Origin of the sequence: Bacillus cereus group sp. MYBK195-1, assembly GCF_051916605.1 — a bacterium.
In the GTDB taxonomy this organism is placed as follows: Bacteria; Bacillota; Bacilli; order Bacillales; family Bacillaceae_G; genus Bacillus_A; species Bacillus_A cereus.
In genome coordinates, this window is the sequence record NZ_JBQAGZ010000001.1 from 1,707,172 (window position 1) to 1,727,329 (window position 20,158).

The window sequence follows — 20,158 nt, forward strand, 5'->3', positions numbered from 1 at the left end:
GAGGAGCATTATGAAACAGATCCCAATTGAGTATCAAGTCTCTCCATATATGGTATTTTTTTTAATTATTACTATACAGATGGGAGTTGGTATGCTTGGTTTTGAAAGGATTAGTGCAAAATTAGTTGGAAATGATGCGTGGATTAGCACGCTACTTTTTGGAATATCTGTTAATGTTATGATTTGGATCATATATCAGATTTTAAATCAGGGTAATGGAGACATCATTGCAATCAATCAAAACGTACTTGGAAAATGGATTGGTGGATTGCTCAACTTCATTTTTTTATCCTATATTGTATTGTTAGGTGCAACAACACTACATACTTATATCGAAGTAGTACATGTTTGGATGTTTCCTTCAATTTCATCTTGGGTTATAGCGGGGGCTTTTTTGGGTCTATGTTATTACATTGTTACTGGAGGATTTCGTGTAGTTGCCGGAATCGGCTTCTTTGGAATCGTTATCCCAAGCATTCTAATCTTCACATTTTTTTATCCTTTGCAGTATGCAGATTTCCGGAATTTATTTCCAATTGCACAGCATTCATTCCTAGAAATTATGAAAGGAATGAAAGGAAATATGTTTAGTTTTTTTGGATTCGAAATGTTATTGTTGTACTATCCATTTATTAAAAAGGCAAGAACGTCTCAAAAATATGCGCACTATGCAAATTTAGTAACGACTATTGTCTACACATACCTTATGATTTTAACTCTTGCATTTTTTAGTGAAAAGCAACTTGCGAACGCGATATGGGCATATTTAAGCATGATTAAAATTATACAATTTCCCTTTATAGAGCGGTTTGAATACATTATTGTTTCTGTTTGGGCTTTTTTTATATTACCCAATGTTTCCTTTACATTATGGGGAGTAAGTCGTGGTATAAAAGAGGCACTGGGAATAAAGCAAAAATATGTTTTGCCAGTTATCATCCTATTCATCTTTATTTTGTCATTTTTCTTGAATAACCGTAATAAAATTAACTTATTAAATACTTGGACAGGTCAAATTGGCTTTGTATATATATATGTATACCTACCTGTACTATGGCTAATTCAAACGGCCAAAATAAAGTTAAGGAGATAAACATGAAGCGATGGATACTTTTCCTTATATTAAGTGTCTTCTTAATAGGTTGTGCTAAAACGAAAATTGTGGATGACATTGACTTAGTTCAGGTTGCGGCATATGATACCGAAGCAGAAGGTAAGCTAAAAGGAACCTTTGCGATTTCAGCTTATAAAGGAGGTGGGGAAGGTGAAACAAAAATCTATTCAGCATCAGGCCAGACTGGTAGAGAAGTTCTTGCAAGAGCATCCGAAAAATCTTCTGGACCTCTAGAGTTGGGTCAATTGCGTGTTATTATATTTAATGAAAAAATAATTGAAAAGGGAATGCAGGAAATTTTAGAGACTTTGAACCGAAATCCTAGTGTAGGAAATGCAATTTATTTAGCAATTACAAATGTAAAAGGGGAATCACTATTAAAGGGGAACTATTCTAAAGAAAAAGAAATTGCTTCTTATCTATCCTCTTTACTGGAGCAAAATATGAACAATGGGACGCAACCAAAAACAAACTTTTTTATGTTTTTAAATCAACTTGATGATGATGCGAGAGATTCCTATTTACCGATGATATCTAAAAAAGGGAATGTGTTGGAGTTAAATGGAATAGCACTTTTTAAAAGATGTAAAATGGTTGATAAAGTGAACCCTAAAGATTTATTTGTATTTAAATTGTTGACAGATAATTTTAAACAAGGTACATACCAATTCAAACTACCTGGTTCTTCAAACACTTATGCCACGATAGAGAATATAAAAGCTAGAACAAAATATAAGATGGAGGGGAATAGTAAGCATCCATTCGTAAATGCTCATATTCAAGTTAAAGCTGAAATTCAAGAATTTACAAAAACAAAAAATCTAGATAATCCTAAAGAAATAAAAAAATTAGAAAAAATTATGGGAAAAGAAATAGAAAAAAAAGCAACTACATTGATAAAGAGATTTATTAAAAAAGACACAGATCCTATAGGACTTAGAAAGCTTGGTAGAACTCACGTAAGAAAATGGAACAGTCAAGAATGGGAAGAATCCTATAAACATTTACGTTTTCGTGTAACTGCTGATGTAAAAGTAACCCAATCTGGTGTTACAGAATAAATCAAATAAGATATGGGAAATTTTAATAAAAAATATAGTCTCGCAGGAGATTAGGGAGAAGAGAAACTATTAACAAAGAATTTCATAAACATTAAGATGCTTTGTTAATATTTTTTATACCTGTAGCTTTATCACTTACAGTAATTATAATAAAAGAACACCGAAACAAATTCCCGATACCACATAATTATAAGAGGACAATAAAGCATCAAGATATAATGTATGCTTTGTCTGGAAAAAAGAATTAAGTACTTCAAGGTTAAACACTTTTAAAGTAGTAAATTCGTTGCTTGTAGCACTTCAACTAGACTGTGCCCCCGAAAGTTAGAAAGGTCGGTTTATTAAGTAGCCTCTAGGGAATGAGCCTAGTATAATACTGGATTCATTTCCTTTTATTTTTCCTTGATTCTTTCATGATTATAGTACTTTATATACTTTGCTAAGTCTTGTTTGAATTCTGTTATACTTTCAAATTCTTTCGATACAGAAATAGACATACAAAAACGCCATTCTTTTTTATAAATCTACAGAAAGAATGGCGTATTCTTCAAAAGTGAGTTCCTTTATTGAAAAGCTTTAGTTCTATATGACAGATAAAAGGGCAAGCAACGCTAAAATAGCGAGAAGTCCTTGTTTCATGATAATTGATTTATTGGATGTGAAACCTCCGAAAATAGCTACTACCACTACACAAATGATGAAAAATAATTGAATCATATAACCAATGGGATTGTTTCCAAGTATAAGTCCCCAAATGAGGCCAGCTGCTAAGAATTCATTATATAAACCGTTTACAAATTAATTGTCTAAGTATTTCTAAGTTTAAAGAGTGCAGTGTCTTCGTTTTTTATTGAATTAACTTTTACATGTTGGTTCAATATTTTCTATTCTCTTGGAACTTAGTTCTCGTTTACTTCTCACAAAAGCAATAAAATCTATTATCTCTTCTGTTGACAGTGCTTCTCCATCTATTAAAAGTGTTGAATCTGAATCGTTTAGGAGTCTTGTAATATCAATTACATCTTTGTTTTGATGTGAATGTTCAATTCGACCTAATATATAATCTACAGATGTATCAAATAAATCGGCTATTTTAGATAAAGATTGTAATGAAGGTAATCTATAACCATTTTCATAACCAGCATAGGTGCTTTTCGCAATCCCAAGTCGATCTGCTGTCTCTTGTAAGGACCATTTTTGATTTTTTCTTAATTTAGATAAACGTTCCAGCATTCGTCTCATACCCCATCTAATTTTATTAAATTAATTATAACATAGAAAAAGAATCAAGAATAGAAAAAAAGTACGCGTATTGAATACAAAATCTTGATTAATTCAAATTAAGTTCTATAATGATAAATATAAATACGCATTACGCGAACGATATATCGTTGTTTATTTTATGGAGGGGTTGTGTATGAAGAAAATTTTATTACTTGCAACTGGTGGGACAATTGCATCTGTGGAGGGGAATGAGGGGCTTGTTCCAGGATTGTCCGCTGAGGAATTATTGAATTATTTTTCGAAGTCTTCTCGAAACTTAGAAATAGATTGCAAAATCTTAATGAATATTGATAGTACCAATATGCAACCTGAGCACTGGAAAGAAATAGCTAATGCTGTTTTTAATCACTATGATGACTATGACGGGTTTGTGATTACACATGGAACGGATACGTTAGCTTATACATCTTCCGCGTTATCTTATATGCTTCAAGGTTTAAGAAAACCAGTTGTTTTAACAGGTTCACAAGTACCTATTAGTTTTAAAAAGACAGACGCAAAGAAAAATGTAGCTGATGCTCTTAGATTTGCCTGTGAGGATGTTGGCGGTGTGTTTATTGTTTTTGATAGTAGGGTGATTATTGGGACGAGAGCAGTTAAAATGCGAACAAAAAGTTATGATGCATTTGAAAGTGTGAATTATCCATATGTTGCTGAGGTAAATGAAGATGAAGTGAAATATCATTGGAAGCCAACGTCCTCCCATAATGAACTTTCAATAAATACTAATTTATGTACGGATGTTTTTCTTATGAAATTGTATCCAGGTACACAACCAGAGATATTTGATTGTTTAAAAGATTTGTATAAAGGGATTATTATTGAAAGTTTTGGTAACGGTGGATTACCTTTTGAAGGAAGGAACTTGCTTTCGAAAATTCAAGAGTTGACTGAAATGGGGATTGCTGTAGTGATTACTACTCAATGCCTGGAAGAAGGAGAAGACATACTTCTCTATGAAGTAGGACGGAAAGTGGCACAACATCAAGTAATATTGTCTGGAGATATGAATACGGAAGCAATCATAGCAAAATTGATGTGGGCGCTTGGGAAAACTAATAAATTAGAAGAGATTAAAAAAATTATTGAAGAGCCTTTAGCCTACGATTTAACAATAAAATCTGATAAGGATTGGTAATGACTTCATATGATTTATTTAGGTTTTACATTTAATATGGGGGAGAAATTAAAATGGCAATGACAAACAAGAACGTGCGAGTGGAGAATGATTTTTTGGGAGGAAAGGAATTACCTATTGAGGCATATTACGGAATTCAGACTTTACGCGCTGTTGAAAATTTCCCGATTACAGGGTATAAAATTCATGAAAGTTTAATTAGAGCGTTCGCAATTGTAAAAAAAGCAGCAGCGCTTGCGAATACAGATGTAGGAAGATTGGAATTGAACAAGGGCGGCGCGATCGCAGAAGCTGCTCAAGAAATTCTTGATGGAAAATGGCATGATCATTTCATCGTAGATCCAATCCAAGGCGGAGCAGGTACTTCAATGAATATGAACGCAAATGAAGTCATTGCCAATCGTGCTCTTGAATTATTAGGAATGGAAAAGGGAGACTATCATTATATTAGTCCAAATAGCCATGTAAATATGGCCCAATCAACAAATGATGCATTCCCAACGGCGATTCATATCGCAACGTTAAATGCACTAGAAGGCTTATTACAAACGATGGGTTATATGCATGATGTATTTGAATTAAAAGCAGAACAGTTTGACCATGTTATTAAAATGGGTCGTACACATTTACAAGATGCGGTGCCAATTCGTCTTGGACAAGAGTTTAAAGCATACTCTCGCGTACTTGAACGTGATATGAAACGAATTCAACAATCGCGTCAACATTTATATGAAGTAAATATGGGGGCAACTGCAGTTGGTACAGGCTTAAATGCAGATCCAGAATATATTGAAGCAGTTGTAAAACATTTAGCTGCAATTAGTGAATTACCGCTTGTTGGTGCAGAAGATTTAGTAGATGCGACGCAAAATACGGATGCTTATACTGAAGTATCTGCAGCGCTTAAAGTATGTATGATGAATATGTCTAAAATTGCGAATGACCTTCGCTTAATGGCATCAGGTCCACGTGTTGGTTTAGCGGAAATTATGTTACCAGCTCGTCAACCAGGTTCATCTATTATGCCAGGGAAAGTAAACCCTGTTATGCCAGAAGTAATTAATCAAATTGCGTTCCAAGTAATTGGTAATGACCATACAATTTGCCTTGCTTCAGAAGCAGGACAATTAGAATTAAACGTTATGGAACCAGTACTTGTTTTCAACTTACTTCAATCGATTAGCATTATGAATAACGGTTTCCGTGCTTTTACAGATAATTGCTTAAAAGGAATTGAAGCGAATGAAGATCGTTTAAAAGAGTATGTTGAGAAGAGTGTAGGAATTATTACAGCCGTGAACCCTCATATCGGTTATGAAGCAGCAGCTCGCGTTGCGAAAGAAGCAATCGCGACAGGGCAATCTGTTCGAGAACTTTGTGTGAAAAATGGTGTACTGTCACAAGAAGACTTAGAATTAATTCTAGATCCATTCGAAATGACACACCCAGGGATTGCAGGAGCAACTCTTTTAAAGAAAAATTAAAAGAAGAGGGGGGACAAGCCCTTCCTCTTTTTTTCAATATAGGGATGCTATATGTGAATAGAGGTAGGGATGTTATGAGTAGCTTCTAATGCTTCATTAGAAACGACATTAAGAGGAGCAGAATTATAATTAACATCACTTTTAAATAAAGAGGATTTATTTAAAACATCCTATCATATTAACAACAAGCTTACATGAATCTTTATAAAGAGCTATGGCCAACCACGAATAAATAGTTGGCCATAATGATCTTAAAGATCCATATCTTTTAATCCGGGACTATGCTCATTTGGCATTTCAGGAAGTTCTGGTACAGGAAAACCTTTTGGTGGGTCAGTTACTGTTAATGTTCCTTTATTTCTACTTGGAGATTCACCTTGGAATATTTCCCCCATTCTTGTTGGATCTAAACTAAAATTAAATTGTGCGTTATGGAATCCCATGTCTACATACTTTCTGCACTCTGGGTATTTATTAATATCATAGTTCGGCACAGGGAAGAGTTTCCCCCATTCAACGCCTAATGTTTCTAAAGCTTTTGCGAAAGCATTTTGATGTGCATTATCACGTACAATTAAAAATGCAAGTGTTTCTCTAAAAGTTTGATTGGAACTCATTTCATAAATTCTAGTTTTTTGAAGTACACCTGTAGATTCAAGTACTACGTTATCTAATAAATCGCTAATTAAATTCCCATGACTATATACCCAAGATCCATTCCATGGGTTGCCAGCTGCATCAACAGGCAATGAACTTTGAGCACCTACAATAAAGTGGTGAGGATTTGCATGTTTAACCGCTTCATCAAGTGGTGCGTTGTCAATACCAGCATTTCCTGGCGTAGGTTCACCAGATCCAGTTAATAGTTGATTAATTGTATGTTGTACAAGTTCTACATGGCTTATTTCCTCTAAAAAAACACCTCGAAGTAAATCGCGATATTGCTTCTCTTTGCCTCTAAAATTTGAGCTTTGGAAGAAATATTGCATCATTGTACGCATTTCACCATAATGCCCGCCTAATATTTCTTGTAAAACTTTTGCGGCAGCTGGGTCTGGTTTATCCGGCTTAATCATATTAATTATTTCTTCTTTATAATAAAACATGAAGGACACCTCTTTTTAAGTTAGTTAACATTGTTATCGTGTCCGCTAGTTGGTTACTTAATACTTAAATTCATTTTTTTACCAATAAATCGTTACCTTAAAATGCAAAGTCTTTTGAAATAACTCTTTTCGATGTGAGATGAAAGTGAGGGAATAGCTACTTAGCATGTAATAAAAAAAGATAAGATTATGGAGTGCAATCTTACCTTTTTATAAAGAATAACAAATTGTATCTTCAAGGTTTCAAAATGACTTTTATACAATCATCTTCACGATTATTAAAAATTTGATAACCGTAGCTCGCTTCTTCAAGGGGGATTTTGTGTGTAATAATCTCTTTTGGATCAAATTCTTTATTTGTTATTTTTTCAAATAGTTCTGGCATAAAATGAATGACAGGTGCTTGTCCCATTTTAAGATTAATATTTCTAACCCAAAATGCTCCGAGTGGAAATGCATTATAATTGCCACCATAAACGCCAGTCATTTGAACCGTTCCATATTTTCTTACAGCTTTTGTAGCAATTTGAATAGGGCCGAGAGTTCCGCCTTGTAATTTCAATTTTTGTTCCAGAAATTCTAGTGGCGATTTCTTTCCATCCATTCCCACGCAATCAATGACTACATCGGCACCGCCATGTGTAATTTCCTTTAAATGTTCTCCCATATCTGGAAATTTTGTAAACTCAAATACCTCAACGTTGTTAATCTTTTTTGCATAATTCATCCGATAATCTAAGTAATCCACTGCAATTACACGTTTAGCGCCTTGCATCCAAGCAAATTTTTGTGTCATTAATCCAACAGGTCCACAACCAAGGACGATAACAGTATCACCTGGCTTAACGCCTGCATTTATTACACTCCAATAGGCTGTAGGTAAAACATCTGATAAAAATAGTAGGGATTCATCTTCAAGCTCGCATGATTCCGGTATAACAAATGGAGTAAAATTTCCAAATGGAACTTTTAAATATTCTGCTTGTCCGCCTGGATGATTACCAAATTTCTCCGTATAACCAAAGTATCCACCAGAATCGTAATGAGGGTTTGAGTTATCACATTGACTTTCCATTTCATGTTGGCAATAGAAACAATGTCCACAAGAAACGTTGAAGGGGATGACAACACGATCGCCTTTTTTCACTTTAGTGACATCTGGCCCGACTTCTTCAACGATTCCCATTGGTTCATGGCCGATAATGTATCCTTGAGGTAAGGGCATGTTACCTTGATATAAATGTAAATCAGAACCGCAAATAGCGGTTGAAGTAATCCTTACAATAATATCATCTTTTTTCTCTAACTTTGCATCATCAACTTGTTTAACTTGTACTTGGTTTGGTCCTTGATAGGTTACAGCTTTCATCTCATATCTCCTTAGAAATCATTTTTCATAATTTATATGTATCTCTTGGCAAAACAGAAATCTTTAGTAAAGAGAAATTTACACATATTGTTGTTATGAAAGTACGTTATAGCAACTCTTCTTTCTTATGTCTTTTGCTCTATTTTAAGAAGAAACTCAATATTTATTCACAATAAAATTTCCATAAAAAGGATAATTATTATTTCATAATTTGTAACATATTAAAAACATCGGAGGTGAAATAATATGGCAAACAATAATAGTGGAAATCGTAATGAATTATTAGTTCGAGGCGCTGAACAGGCTCTTGATCAAATGAAATATGAAATTGCACAAGAGTTTGGTGTACAACTTGGTGCAGATACAACAGCTCGTTCAAACGGATCTGTTGGTGGTGAAATTACAAAACGTTTAGTAGCAATGGCTGAACAACAACTTGGTGGTAGAGCTAACCGCTAAGTAAATGGGCATACAATATAGCAGGTATGTAAATCAATTTCTTTTGTATATGTATAAAAACAAACCCTTATAGTAAATGAATTCTCACTCAAAGATTATCGATAATCTTCTTTCATAATCTTTGAGTATTTGATTTGTAAACTACTTTCCTAAACAATAAACACACAGTGTTGGAAAGGTGTTTTCCATGCATAGTAGAAAATCTTTTGCAGGAAAAAGCATACTTAAAAATTTGGTTTCAATATTGAAATCAATATTTATTATGATATTTTCGAAAGGGAGGAATTTAAAGATGGGTATTTTAAGTGGAAATCCTCAAAATGAACCGTTACATTACGGAGAAGTATTTGATATTTGGAGTTATCTTTTAGCTGCACAAGGTGCAATTGCAAGCCATCAAGTGTTTATGAATCATACAGGTGATGAAGATTTGAAGAAGTTTTTAGAAGGCTTAATTGAAAATGATATGAATTCGGAGATAGAAGAGTTAAAAACTCTTTTAAAGGTTAATGGCGTAGCTTTACCACCTGCTCCTCCAGAACGACCAGTTGCATCTATCGAAGACATTCCCCCAGGGGCACGTATTAATGATGTTGAAATAGCAGCAGCTGTTGCTACAGGATTAGCAGCTGGACTTGTGACATGTAGTCAAGTGATGGGAAAATGTCTTCGAGAAGATGTAGGCATGCTATTCGGACAATTTCATATGAAAAAGGCGCAAGCAGGTGTAACTTTGCTGCGTTTAAGTAAGAAAAAAGGGTGGGTAGTACCACCTCCGTTACATGTAAGAAATTCTGATCAAGCTTAATAAACAAAAATAAAAAAGTGGCGTTGGCCACTTTTTTATTTTTTAGATGTATCCTCAAGCTTGGATTTATTTATTGTGGAAGAATCCATATATTCATCTGACATTTCCATAGCATATTTATCATGGCGAATATGATTGTGATTTCTTAATTCATCGTCGTTATGCAGTACTAACCTCTTCATATAAATGTGGAAGAAAACCTCTATTCCGCCAATAATTAATGTGGCCATAAATGAAGAAAATCCAATATTACGAGTAGCATCTAAATTAGTAAATAAGGATGTTAAAAGCCAAATTCCGAAGAAGGTTAAGCCAAAATCTGCCATTGTAGCAATCATATTTCCGTATTTAGGCAAAATGAAGAGATCGCCAATTAAATAGGCAGCTCCTGTTAAGAAAAGAGAAATGAGTAATACTCTAGGAATGGAAATGCCTTGAAAGATACCAAGTACGATAAGTAATACTGCAGTTATCGCTGTGTATTTAATTAATAAAGCAACAATATGTTTCATTATTTTCCTCCATTGTTTAAACGTATATGGAATAAAAGATTTCATTAAAAACGGGTTATGCTATATAGCGTAACCCACTTTAATCAACCTTTAATGGTAAGAAGTACAACCTGGGTAAGAAGCAGGCTTATACTATGGATAGTATTTGCGGAATATCGAGCTTTATTCATAAAGGGTAGTTCCATTCTTATAATAGAGATGTTGCCTAAGTACAGTGTTTTTTCATATTAAACTTAATATTCGTTGGTGTTTTGATTCATTAATATAAAAATAAACAAAGTATTTCCGCATTTAATGCATCTTTTTATCTATATATTTTCCGTAATCAGGTACAGCAATTTTATCAAATTCTTGAACCAGTGTTTTGAGGCTTGTTGATAGCAATTCACCTGACATTGGTATCCCATGTCCAGTAATAGCGACTAGAGGCTTTAATTCTTCTAATTTAATGACTGATTCTTTAGCTGCTTTCCAGTCTGTTGTTAAATAACGAGGCGGACCGCTTATTTCCTGTTCTTGAGTTATTACTTTATACAGATACTCCTGTTTCACTGTAACAAAAGCGTCCCCAGCAATTAAAGTTCGGTCTTTCTCTCTGAATAATGAAATATGCCCAGGAGTATGCCCTGATGTATGAATCCATCTAAACTCTGGCATATGGGGAACAGTTCCATCGGTAGGTAGTGCTTTTACGCTATTTCCTAAATCAATCGGTTCATTAGGGAACAGGGGAGACATTTTCGCTACCATACCACCTTCAACTGTTGGATCTGGTTCAGGATAGCTTTGTTGTCCAGTCAAAAACGGTATCTCCATTTGATGGGCATAGACTGGAACATCCCAATATTTAATGAGTTCAATTATTCCTCCAACATGATCAAAATGGCCGTGAGTTAAAATAATTGCTTTTGGGCGACTATTGGTACCAAATCGATCCTCAGCGATAGAGATAATTTCATTTGCACATTTAGGCATTCCAGCGTCAACTAAAACAAAATCATCGGTATGCGGATTCCCAACAAAACATATGTTGACGATTTGAATCGTGTAGCAAAACAAATCAGGCAATACTTCGATGCCATGACCACTTTCAATTGAAGTTGCTGGAATAAACTTGTAATCACTTCCGTAATTCATCTCATTGTCCACTTTTTATCCCCCTTACTATATGTTCATACGACATTATAGTTCCCTAATTTCTCAAATCCATTTTGGAGGATTTGAGAAAAGAATGAGTGGGGGGATTAAAAAAGCAATAATTTACTCCTAGAATTAAGATGGAGACATATCAATTTATATAAAGTGCAAACAAAAAATATTGATTGTAAAGTCGTAGTTTCTACTATTATTTTGAGTTTAAGTGTATATCTTTTAAGAGGATATACCAAGTTCTTTTATTTTGATAATTACTTGAAACTTGAATAGGGAAAACATGATCAAGCCCCCATTCTAATTCGTTTATTTCATTTTCAAGTCCTGTTGGATAGAGTAAAAGAATCTTAAAATTATTTTTAACAATATTTGATAAAACGGTTTGTAATTCTAGTGCTTCAGTCAAGTTTCCGCCCCATCTAACAAATAAAATGGATTGTGAATGATGAATTTTTTCGTAAAAGTTATCAATTCTTCGATCTAATTTTTGTTTAAAATCATGGTATGTGATGAACCAATCTTCATTTGGAACAACAGGGAAATCATGATAAGATGTTACGTTATATTTTGTGTCTTTTATAATATGAGAAAAAACAGGTTGTATCACACCATCATTAAACACAATATTTTGTTCCTGCATTGCGTGCATGTTTTTTAAATCCATAAAGTCTATAAAATTATTTTTCAATAATGTGTTGATAGAAGAAAGATTCGGTGATTCAAACCAATCTAGAGGACCTGAATATTTCCGCAGCCTATATTTTTTTAGATGAATAGCGGTATAACAATTTTCCCCTAAACTAATAACATCATCATAAATTCCTTGAAGTTTTTTCATTTCCAATACAATCATCCTTTTTTTGGAAAGTGGGAGAACTAATTCATTATAAATAATATATGTATGTATAAAACCTCCTGTGAAAAGGCTCACAGGAGGTTAAACTAAAGCGTATTTCGAGTTATATACTATTTGTCGAGGTAAGAATTGTGTGTGATAATTAATGGCGTGTTATAAAAAAGGAGAAAAACAGAAGTACATTGAAGTTAGTTGTGAATAAATTATAATTTAAAATTGAGCGGAAATAAGGAGCCCCAGTTACTTCATTATGCAACTGGGGCATTTTTTAATCTCTTCCTAACTTAATTATATCATGTAAATCAAGTTCGAAATAGACTGTTTCTTCTCATTTACTACTGTTACAATCAAGTACACATGCAAAGTAAGGAGAGATGTTACATGAGTTCTTTCGTTCTCGATTTTCAGGAAATAGAAAAAACGCAGCTTTTTCTCGTCGGTGGAAAAGGATTGAATTTAGGGGAGTTAACAAACATTCAAGGTATACAAGTACCCGAAGGTTTTTGTGTTACAACGGTAGGATATGAAAAGGCTATCGAGCAAAATGAAGAGCTTCAAACTTTGTTGCAGCAGCTAACAAAGTTGAAAATGGAAGAGCGTGCTCAAATTGGTGAAATGAGTAAGAAGATTAGAGAAGTCATTATGGCAGTAGAAATCCCTACTGATGTAGTGGAAGCAGTAGCTCATTATCTCTCGCGTTTTGGAAATGAACATGCGTATGCCGTGCGTTCGAGTGCTACGGCTGAAGATTTACCGCATGCTTCATTTGCAGGTCAACAAGATACGTATTTAAATATTATTGGAGAAGAAGCGATTTTACAGCATGTAAGAAAGTGCTGGGCGTCTTTATTTACAGAGCGAGCAGTTACGTACCGCATGCAAAATGGTTTTGAACATAATCAAGTTTCTATATGTGTTGTCATTCAAAAAATGGTTTTCCCTGAGGCTTCAGGGATTTTATTTACTGCGGATCCGATTACTTCGAATAGGAAGGTGTTGTCAATCGATGCCAGCTTTGGACTTGGCGAGGCGCTAGTATCTGGATTGGTTTCTGCCGATAATTATAAGGTAAAAGAAGATGAAATCGTCGAAAAGGTCATCGCAACGAAAAAATTAGCCATCTATGGACGAAAAGAAGGCGGAACAGAGAGAAAGAAAATTGCTCCTAATCAGCAAAAACTTCAAACATTGTCTGAACAACAAATTTTACAACTAGCAAGTATCGGAAGACAGATTGAAGCTTATTTTGGTTGTCCGCAAGATATTGAATGGTGTTTAGCCCATAATACATTTTATATTGTCCAAAGTCGCCCCATTACGACTTTATATCCAATTCCTGAAGAAAATGATGGGGGAAATCATGTATATATATCAGTTGGCCATCAACAAATGATGACTGATGCGATGAAACCACTTGGGTTATCTTTTTTCCTGTTAACGACTAATGCTCCTATGCGTAAAGCGGGAGGACGGCTGTTTGTTGATGCTACGCAACAATTAGCTTCACCTGCTAGCAGAAATTACTTAATAAACACTTTAGGAAAATCAGATCCACTCGTAAGAGATGCATTAACGACTATAATCGAGCGAGATAATTTTATTACATTGTTGCCGGATGATGAAAAAGAAAAGATTGTTAGTAAAAATAAGCAACTTGCAAATTCGCAACCAGAAATCGAAAATAATCCGGCAATCGTTACGAATTTAATACAGAATAGTGAAGCATCAATCAAAGAGTTAAAACGAAACATGCAAATGAAATCAGGGGTGGATGTACTTAATTTTATTTTGGAAGACATCCAGCAATTAAAAAAAGTATTATTTAACCCGCAAAGTATCGCTGTTATTATGGCAGGAATGAATGCTTCAGCATGGATGAATGAAAAAATGGAGCAATGGCTAGGCGAAAAAAATGCAGCAGACACGCTTTCTCAATCGGTACAAAATAATATTACATCTGAAATGGGTTTAGCATTAATGGATGTCGCTGATGTGATTCGGTCATATCCAGAAGTTATTACGTATTTACAACATGTAGAAAATGAGAACTTTTTGGATGAAATAGTTCAGTTTAAAGGTGGAGAAGAAGCTCGAGATGCCATTCTAACTTTTCTAAATAAATACGGAATGAGATGTAGCGGAGAAATCGACATTACGAAAACGCGCTGGAGTGAAAAGCCAACTACAATTATCCCGATGATTTTAAATAATATAAGAGATTTTGAATATGGTGCGAGTAAGCGGAAATTTGAAGAAGGACTGCAAGAAGCTTTAAAAAAAGAAGAAGAGTTAGTAAATCGATTACAGCACTTACCGGGTGGAAAACAAAAAGTAGAAGAAACGAAGCGAATGATTCGTAATATCCGTAATTTTATCGGCTATCGTGAATATCCAAAATACGGTATGATTAATCGTTATTTCATATATAAGCAAGCGTTACTGAAAGAAGCTGAGCAACTTGTGCAGAGCGGTGTCATTCATGAAGTTGATGATATATACTATTTAACTTTTGAAGAACTTCACGAAGTAGTTCGCACGAATAAACTAGATTATGAGCTTATCCAAAAACAAAAAAATGATTACAAATTATATGAAAAACTAATGCCTCCTCGTATAATGACGTCTGATGGAGAAATCATTACAGGTAAATATAAACGAGAAAACCTCCCAGATGATGCGATTGTAGGTTTGCCTGTTTCTTCAGGAGTGATTGAGGGGAGAGCTCGCGTTATTTTAAACATGGAAGAAGCGAATTTAGAAGAGGGCGACATATTAGTTACAGCTTTTACTGATCCGGGCTGGACACCATTGTTTGTGTCTATAAAAGGGTTAGTCACTGAAGTTGGCGGACTTATGACGCACGGAGCAGTAATTGCACGTGAATATGGATTACCGGCAGTTGTTGGAGTAGAGAATGCTACGAATTTAATAAAAGACGGACAACGAATTCGGGTACATGGAACAGAAGGGTATATTGAAGTGTTGTAATGAAATAAAAGAACATCCGCTATTATAGTGGATGTTCTTTTATTATATAGCTGAATTATTTCTTTAAGCCAGCTGCATAAAAAGGCCCATGAACTGCGATTGTTGATAAAAAGTGAGCAATTTCCTCTGGTGTTTCTTTTTGCCCGTTATTTAGCCATTGCTGAATCACACCAATATGAGCAGATGCCATATTTGTCATTGGGTTCGGTCTTACATGGATCGCGGATGGTATGGTAGGGGTAAATATTTCGAACTTCACAGATACGGCACTGTTTCTATCTATTACATCCTTTAGTTTCTTCTTAATGATATCGGCGGTACTTTCATTAGTTGGACTAAAGGGAATCGGTGTATTCGCTCTCTTACTATTCTTCGGGGCACCGTTATTATCGTTAGCACCGGAAATGTTGTTACCATTTTATCAAGACTGGGTGTACGCATGGTTGCCAATGCGATTTATGATTGAAGGGCTTAGAGAAATATTCTTCTTCGGAAAAGGATTAAGCTGGAGTACACCTCTTACTGTGCTCGTTTGGATTGGTGCAGTAAGTCTGATGATTATTTTAGCGACTGCTTTCAAACGTAGTGGAGTAAAGGAACAAAAAACTGAAGTGAATGCATAAAAATTAATAAAGGAAAAACCGTTTCACTAGTAGTGGAGCAGTTTTTTATGTTGAAATACATGTAAGTGTACAAAATATATTGATATAATGAAAAGGGAGTTAGTTGTTTGTTGAACTAACTGTCCCTTAGCTAGGCTTGGGATGTAGAAATCCTCCTGAAAAACCTGTTGTACTATATAATGATTATCTCTGATATGCTTTAATTTTGTTAGTTTTTCTGCATTTTCTACCACACAACGTGAAATCGTAGAGGGTGTTGCAAAGTTAACAAAATATAAACATGCAAAAATAAATGCATAAAGAAATATAGTACTCAAGATTATTTTTAAAAAGTAAGGATTTCATAATAAAGCTCTTTGAAGAGGGGATAAACAAATAGACTAGTTTAAAATTGAACGTATGAAAAAGGAATGAGAGGAAGAGTAAAATGAAGCAGATTTCAATATTAATAGCGGATGATGAGGTGGAAATTGCGGAGTTAATTGGGATACATTTAGAAAAAGAAGGTTATCATGTTGTGAAAGCTACTGATGGAGAAGAAGCAGTTCTTATCATTCAATCGCAACCAATTGATTTAGTTATTTTAGATATTATGATGCCAAAAATAGATGGTTATGAAGTAGCAAGACAAATTCGTATCAAACATAATATGCCAATCATTTTCCTAAGCGCGAAAACATCTGATTTTGATAAGGTGACAGGTCTTGTACTAGGTGCGGATGATTATATGACAAAGCCTTTTTCACCAATTGAATTAGTTGCACGTGTAAATGCACAATTACGCAGATTTCTTACGTTAAATCAACCGAAAGTAGAGGAGAAGAAATCCGTTTTAGAAACAAGCGGAGTGGCTATTAATCTTGATCAACGAAAGGTAAATGTATATGGCGAACAAATTGAATTAACTCCAAAAGAGTTTGATATTTTATATTTATTAGCGAGTCATCCGAAGAAAGTGTACAGTGTGGAACACATTTTTCAGCAAGTGTGGACGGGTGATTATTACGATGGTGGAAGTACGGTTGCGGTACATATTCGTACTTTACGAAAAAAAATTGGGGAGGATACAAGAAAGGATAAGTTAATAAAAACGGTATGGGGGGTAGGTTATACGTTCAATGGCTAACATGATGAGAAGTTTTCGTTTTAAAATGATTGCCTTGTTTGCGCTAAGCATGGTATTAGCAGCTGGTGGAACATATATAATTTATAAAGTATTACAGCTTTATTATAGAACGATGGTACGTTACGAAGATTATTTAGCTCAATTTAGACCAATTGTAGATATTAAATTCTTTTTAATGTGTTTTATCCCACTATCTGTTGTATTCTTTTTCTTTTTAACAAAACCATACTTAAAATATTTTAATGAAATTTCTAACGGTATTCACCATCTTGCTAACGGTGATTTTACAAAGAGAGTTCATATTACTTCAAATGATGAATTTGGCGAGATTGCGCGTGAAATAAATATAGCGAGTGAAAAACTAAAAGAGGCTGTTGAGAGAGGTGACTTTGCAGAAAGTAGTAAAGATCAGCTCGTTGTTAATTTAGCTCATGACTTAAGAACGCCTTTAACGTCTGTTTTAGGTTATTTAGATTTAATTCTTAAAGATGAGAGTTTATCGAAGGAGCAAATTAAACATTTTTCTATGATTGCATTTGCGAAATCGCAGCGACTTGAAAGTTTAATTGATGAGTTATTTGAAATTACGCGAATGAACTATGGCGTGCTAAAGTTAGATAAAAAAACAATTAATATAAGTGAATTGCTTATACAATTAGATGAGGAATTATATCCATTATTGGAGAAACATCATTTAGAAGCTAGGTTGAATGTTAATCCTCATTTATATATTTATGGTGACGGGAATTTGTTAGCTCGAGTATTTGAAAATCTTGTAACAAATGCGGTTAGATACGGAGATACTGGCCAATTTATTGATATGAATGGATATATTGAAAATGGAGAGGTTATCATACAAATTATTAATTACGGAGATAGCATTCCAGAAGAAGATTTGCCCTATCTTTTTGACATGCTTTATACAGGTGATAAAGCAAGAACAGGGCAACAAGGTGGTACAGGCCTTGGGTTATTTATTGCAAAAAATATTGTTGAACAGCATAATGGAACGATTTCAGCAGAAAGTAATGTAATTAGAACAATATTTGAAGTAAGATTGCCAAAAGAAGAGAGTTCAAGAATTTAATAAAAATTTAATGTTTACCCCACTTTTTATTTAATTAGTTTTTTCTATCCTATACGTATGTTAGGTCAAGGAGGAACTGGTAATGAAAAAGTGGGGCTTTTTATATTGTACATAGTATGTACGAGGCTTTATATATCATTTTCAAAAACGTTCAAAAATTATTAAAGAAAAGGACGTACAGTTTCTAAAAGTAAAACACATGAAAAAGTGAGGATATTATGATATGAAGAAAGCAAAAAAACTAGTCATCGTTGGTATGGTCACAATTGGTTTAGGAGTAGGGTCGTATATGACATTTGCAGGAGAATCTGAACCAGTTGAAACTTATAAAACATATGAAGTGACAGAAAAACAAATAGAGGAGGAGCAAAAATTAGGCGGAGAGGTTATCCCAAATGGTATAGAAACAATTTCATTCGATCCAACAAAAGGTACGTATGAAATAGCTGTTAAAAAAGGTGATGAAATAAAAAAAGGGCAACTTCTTTTTAAATATAATGACCCAATTACTAAACAAGGTGTAACAGAAGCGGAAATGCAAAAGAAAATTGCGCAAAAAGAAGTAACATTGCATCAGAAACAAATGGATGCAGCGAAGCAGAAATTAAAAAAAGATAAAAACGCTGGTCTTCCTGAGGGAACGTTAAAAGCGTCAGAAATCGAAGTACAACAATTAGAATCACAAATTGAAATGAAAAGGTTTGAAGTAGAAAAAGCTGATGAAATGATTAAAGCAGCAAAAGAGAAAGTAAACACACTTTCAGTAACGAGCCCGGCTGATGGTGTAATTGATGACATCGTCAAAAATAATGATGCTGGAATGAGTGGGATTACGCTTCGTCACGCTGGTCCATTTAAAGTAAAAGGTCAACTGTCTGAATATGAGCTTGCGAGTGTGAAAGTTGGACAAGAAGTAATAGTTTCATCAAAAACTGTATCTGGTAAGACGTGGTCAGGAAAAGTTACAGAAATCGGATCTACACCAGTAAAGAATATGGATGAAAACAAAAGAGTTTCTAGCTATCCATTCACTGTTACATTAAACGAGAGTGAAGGATTACAAAACGGTTTCCACGTAAACGTGACAAATAAAACAGGCGAAGCAACAGGTACAATCGTTCCGAAAAGCAGTATGGTGAAAAAAGGTGACAAAGATGTTGTATTCGTTGTCAAAGATGGAAAAGCGAAAGAACAAGTAGTTACGGTTGAATTTGAAACGGATCATGAAGCAAAAGTTTCTGGAGTGAAAAAAGGTGTACAAATTATCTCTGAACCTATGAAAAATGTAAAAGATGGTATGGAGGTTAACACAAAATGATTCATTTAAAAGACATCACGAAATCTTTTCAAAACGGTACAGAGTCCGTCCAAATATTACATGGAATCGATGTAATACTGAATCAGGGGGAATTCACTTCCATTATGGGACCATCAGGTTCTGGTAAGTCAACCTTAATGAACATTATCGGTTGTTTAGATAAACCAACTGCAGGTACGTATGAGCTAGCTGGTCAAAACATTTCAACTATGTCTGAAACAGAACTTGCACACGTACGTAATAAAGAAATCGGCTTTGTATTCCAAAATTTCATGTTACTACCAAGGCTTACAGCCCTTCAAAATGTAGAATTACCTCTTATTTATGCAGGAGTTGATAAAAAAGAAAGACGCGAGCTTTCGTTAGCTGCTTTAACGAAAGTTGGGTTAGCTGAACGTGCTACTCATCTTCCAAGTGAGTTATCAGGTGGTCAAAAACAGCGTGTTGCTGTAGCGCGTGCAATTGTAAATAATCCGAAATTTATTTTAGCCGATGAACCAACTGGTGCACTTGATACGAAAACGAGTGAACAAATTATGGAGCTCTTTTACGAATTAAATAAACAAGGTTCAACGATTATTATGATTACTCACGATCGTGAAATCGGAGAAGCAGCAGCACGTCAAATTGTAATTCGTGACGGCAATATCGTACAAGATTGGAGAGAATAAAT

Annotated in this window: 17 protein-coding genes and 5 pseudogenes; 13 read left to right on the forward strand and 9 right to left on the reverse strand. The window is 34.5% G+C overall.

Annotation, left to right across the window (positions count from 1 at the left end; all coding sequences use genetic code 11):
• The first annotated feature begins 10 nt into the window (after positions 1-10).
• The 3 genes and pseudogenes from ACTFRY_RS08845 to ACTFRY_RS08855 all read left to right on the forward strand — a co-directional run.
• Entirely contained in the window at positions 11-1,093 is a 1,083-nt protein-coding gene (locus tag ACTFRY_RS08845; RefSeq protein ID WP_000809707.1) for a GerAB/ArcD/ProY family transporter, read from the forward strand.
• A 2-nt stretch (positions 1,094-1,095) separates the two neighbouring features.
• On the forward strand, positions 1,096-2,175 hold the full coding sequence (locus ACTFRY_RS08850; protein ID WP_000832864.1) for a Ger(x)C family spore germination protein: 1,080 nt from the start codon (positions 1,096-1,098) through the stop codon (positions 2,173-2,175).
• A gap of 137 nt (positions 2,176-2,312) precedes the next feature.
• Positions 2,313-2,503 (forward strand): annotated as a pseudogene (locus ACTFRY_RS08855) (hypothetical protein); the annotation flags it as partial.
• A 64-nt stretch (positions 2,504-2,567) separates the two neighbouring features.
• Here ACTFRY_RS08855 and ACTFRY_RS08860 read toward each other — a convergent pair.
• The 3 genes and pseudogenes from ACTFRY_RS08860 to ansR form a co-directional block, all read right to left on the reverse strand.
• Positions 2,568-2,654: pseudogene (locus ACTFRY_RS08860) on the reverse strand (IS3 family transposase); the annotation flags it as partial.
• A gap of 103 nt (positions 2,655-2,757) precedes the next feature.
• Positions 2,758-2,964 (reverse strand): annotated as a pseudogene (locus ACTFRY_RS08865) (DUF1304 domain-containing protein); the annotation flags it as partial.
• A gap of 66 nt (positions 2,965-3,030) precedes the next feature.
• On the reverse strand, positions 3,031-3,408 hold the full coding sequence (gene ansR / locus ACTFRY_RS08870) for an HTH-type transcriptional regulator AnsR (protein WP_000893572.1): 378 nt from the start codon (positions 3,406-3,408) through the stop codon (positions 3,031-3,033).
• A gap of 184 nt (positions 3,409-3,592) precedes the next feature.
• On the opposite strand from ansR, the gene ansA reads away from it, so the two are divergent.
• Together ansA and aspA are read left to right on the forward strand one after the other, a co-directional pair.
• Complete coding sequence (ansA, locus tag ACTFRY_RS08875; RefSeq protein WP_098616798.1) at positions 3,593-4,597, forward strand: asparaginase; 1,005 nt, start codon at positions 3,593-3,595, stop codon at positions 4,595-4,597.
• A gap of 53 nt (positions 4,598-4,650) precedes the next feature.
• A complete protein-coding gene (aspA, locus tag ACTFRY_RS08880; RefSeq protein ID WP_001251924.1) occupies positions 4,651-6,081 on the forward strand; it encodes an aspartate ammonia-lyase in 1,431 nt (476 codons plus the stop codon).
• 251 nt (positions 6,082-6,332) lie between these two features.
• On the opposite strand, the gene ACTFRY_RS08885 is transcribed toward aspA, so the two are convergent.
• On the reverse strand, positions 6,333-7,187 hold the full coding sequence (locus ACTFRY_RS08885; RefSeq protein WP_033693035.1) for a manganese catalase family protein: 855 nt from the start codon (positions 7,185-7,187) through the stop codon (positions 6,333-6,335).
• A 235-nt stretch (positions 7,188-7,422) separates the two neighbouring features.
• Positions 7,423-8,556: a zinc-dependent alcohol dehydrogenase gene (locus tag ACTFRY_RS08890; RefSeq protein WP_000649092.1), complete on the reverse strand. Its 1,134-nt coding sequence runs from the start codon at positions 8,554-8,556 to the stop codon at positions 7,423-7,425.
• Between the two features lie 246 nt (positions 8,557-8,802).
• On the opposite strand from ACTFRY_RS08890, the gene sasP reads away from it, so the two are divergent.
• Both sasP and ACTFRY_RS08900 read left to right on the forward strand, forming a co-directional pair.
• Positions 8,803-9,015 carry a small acid-soluble spore protein, SasP family gene (gene sasP, locus ACTFRY_RS08895; protein ID WP_000002833.1) on the forward strand — a complete coding sequence of 71 codons (213 nt, stop codon included), beginning with the start codon at positions 8,803-8,805 and terminating at the stop codon, positions 9,013-9,015.
• 292 nt (positions 9,016-9,307) lie between these two features.
• Positions 9,308-9,823 carry a DUF3231 family protein gene (locus ACTFRY_RS08900; protein WP_000512125.1) on the forward strand — a complete coding sequence of 172 codons (516 nt, stop codon included), beginning with the start codon at positions 9,308-9,310 and terminating at the stop codon, positions 9,821-9,823.
• Between the two features lie 35 nt (positions 9,824-9,858).
• Here the strand turns inward: ACTFRY_RS08900 and ACTFRY_RS08905 are convergent, their stop codons facing one another.
• The 3 genes from ACTFRY_RS08905 to ACTFRY_RS08915 form a co-directional block, all read right to left on the reverse strand.
• Positions 9,859-10,335: a YndM family protein gene (locus tag ACTFRY_RS08905; RefSeq protein WP_016118201.1), complete on the reverse strand. Its 477-nt coding sequence runs from the start codon at positions 10,333-10,335 to the stop codon at positions 9,859-9,861.
• Positions 10,336-10,626: 291 nt separating this feature from the next.
• Positions 10,627-11,484: an MBL fold metallo-hydrolase gene (locus tag ACTFRY_RS08910; protein ID WP_000368278.1), complete on the reverse strand. Its 858-nt coding sequence runs from the start codon at positions 11,482-11,484 to the stop codon at positions 10,627-10,629.
• 196 nt (positions 11,485-11,680) lie between these two features.
• Positions 11,681-12,340, reverse strand: coding sequence for a DUF1796 family putative cysteine peptidase (locus tag ACTFRY_RS08915; protein WP_002000036.1), 660 nt, complete (start codon positions 12,338-12,340; stop codon positions 11,681-11,683).
• Between the two features lie 384 nt (positions 12,341-12,724).
• On the opposite strand from ACTFRY_RS08915, the gene ppsA reads away from it, so the two are divergent.
• The gene (gene ppsA / locus ACTFRY_RS08920; RefSeq protein WP_098616797.1) at positions 12,725-15,331 is read left to right on the forward strand and encodes a phosphoenolpyruvate synthase; all 2,607 of its coding nucleotides are present in this window, start codon (positions 12,725-12,727) and stop codon (positions 15,329-15,331) included.
• 55 nt (positions 15,332-15,386) lie between these two features.
• Here ppsA and ACTFRY_RS08925 read toward each other — a convergent pair.
• Positions 15,387-15,521 (reverse strand): annotated as a pseudogene (locus ACTFRY_RS08925) (TetR-like C-terminal domain-containing protein); the annotation flags it as partial.
• Between ACTFRY_RS08925 and ACTFRY_RS08930 the strand changes: the two are divergent.
• The 5 genes and pseudogenes from ACTFRY_RS08930 to ACTFRY_RS08950 all read left to right on the forward strand — a co-directional run.
• Positions 15,511-15,954, forward strand: a pseudogene (locus tag ACTFRY_RS08930) (phage infection protein); the annotation flags it as partial. The pseudogenes ACTFRY_RS08925 and ACTFRY_RS08930 overlap by 11 nt on opposite strands.
• A 427-nt stretch (positions 15,955-16,381) precedes the next feature.
• A complete protein-coding gene (locus ACTFRY_RS08935; RefSeq protein ID WP_000809865.1) occupies positions 16,382-17,080 on the forward strand; it encodes a response regulator transcription factor in 699 nt (232 codons plus the stop codon).
• Positions 17,073-18,167, forward strand: a complete 1,095-nt coding sequence (locus ACTFRY_RS08940) for a HAMP domain-containing sensor histidine kinase (RefSeq protein WP_000002612.1) — start codon at positions 17,073-17,075, stop codon at positions 18,165-18,167. Before ACTFRY_RS08935 ends, ACTFRY_RS08940 begins: the two co-directional genes overlap by 8 nt.
• A gap of 223 nt (positions 18,168-18,390) precedes the next feature.
• Entirely contained in the window at positions 18,391-19,485 is a 1,095-nt protein-coding gene (locus ACTFRY_RS08945) for an efflux RND transporter periplasmic adaptor subunit (RefSeq protein ID WP_000709395.1), read from the forward strand.
• On the forward strand, positions 19,482-20,156 hold the full coding sequence (locus ACTFRY_RS08950; protein WP_000581539.1) for an ABC transporter ATP-binding protein: 675 nt from the start codon (positions 19,482-19,484) through the stop codon (positions 20,154-20,156). The genes ACTFRY_RS08945 and ACTFRY_RS08950 overlap by 4 nt, the downstream gene beginning before the upstream one ends.
• The last annotated feature ends 2 nt before the right edge of the window (positions 20,157-20,158 follow it).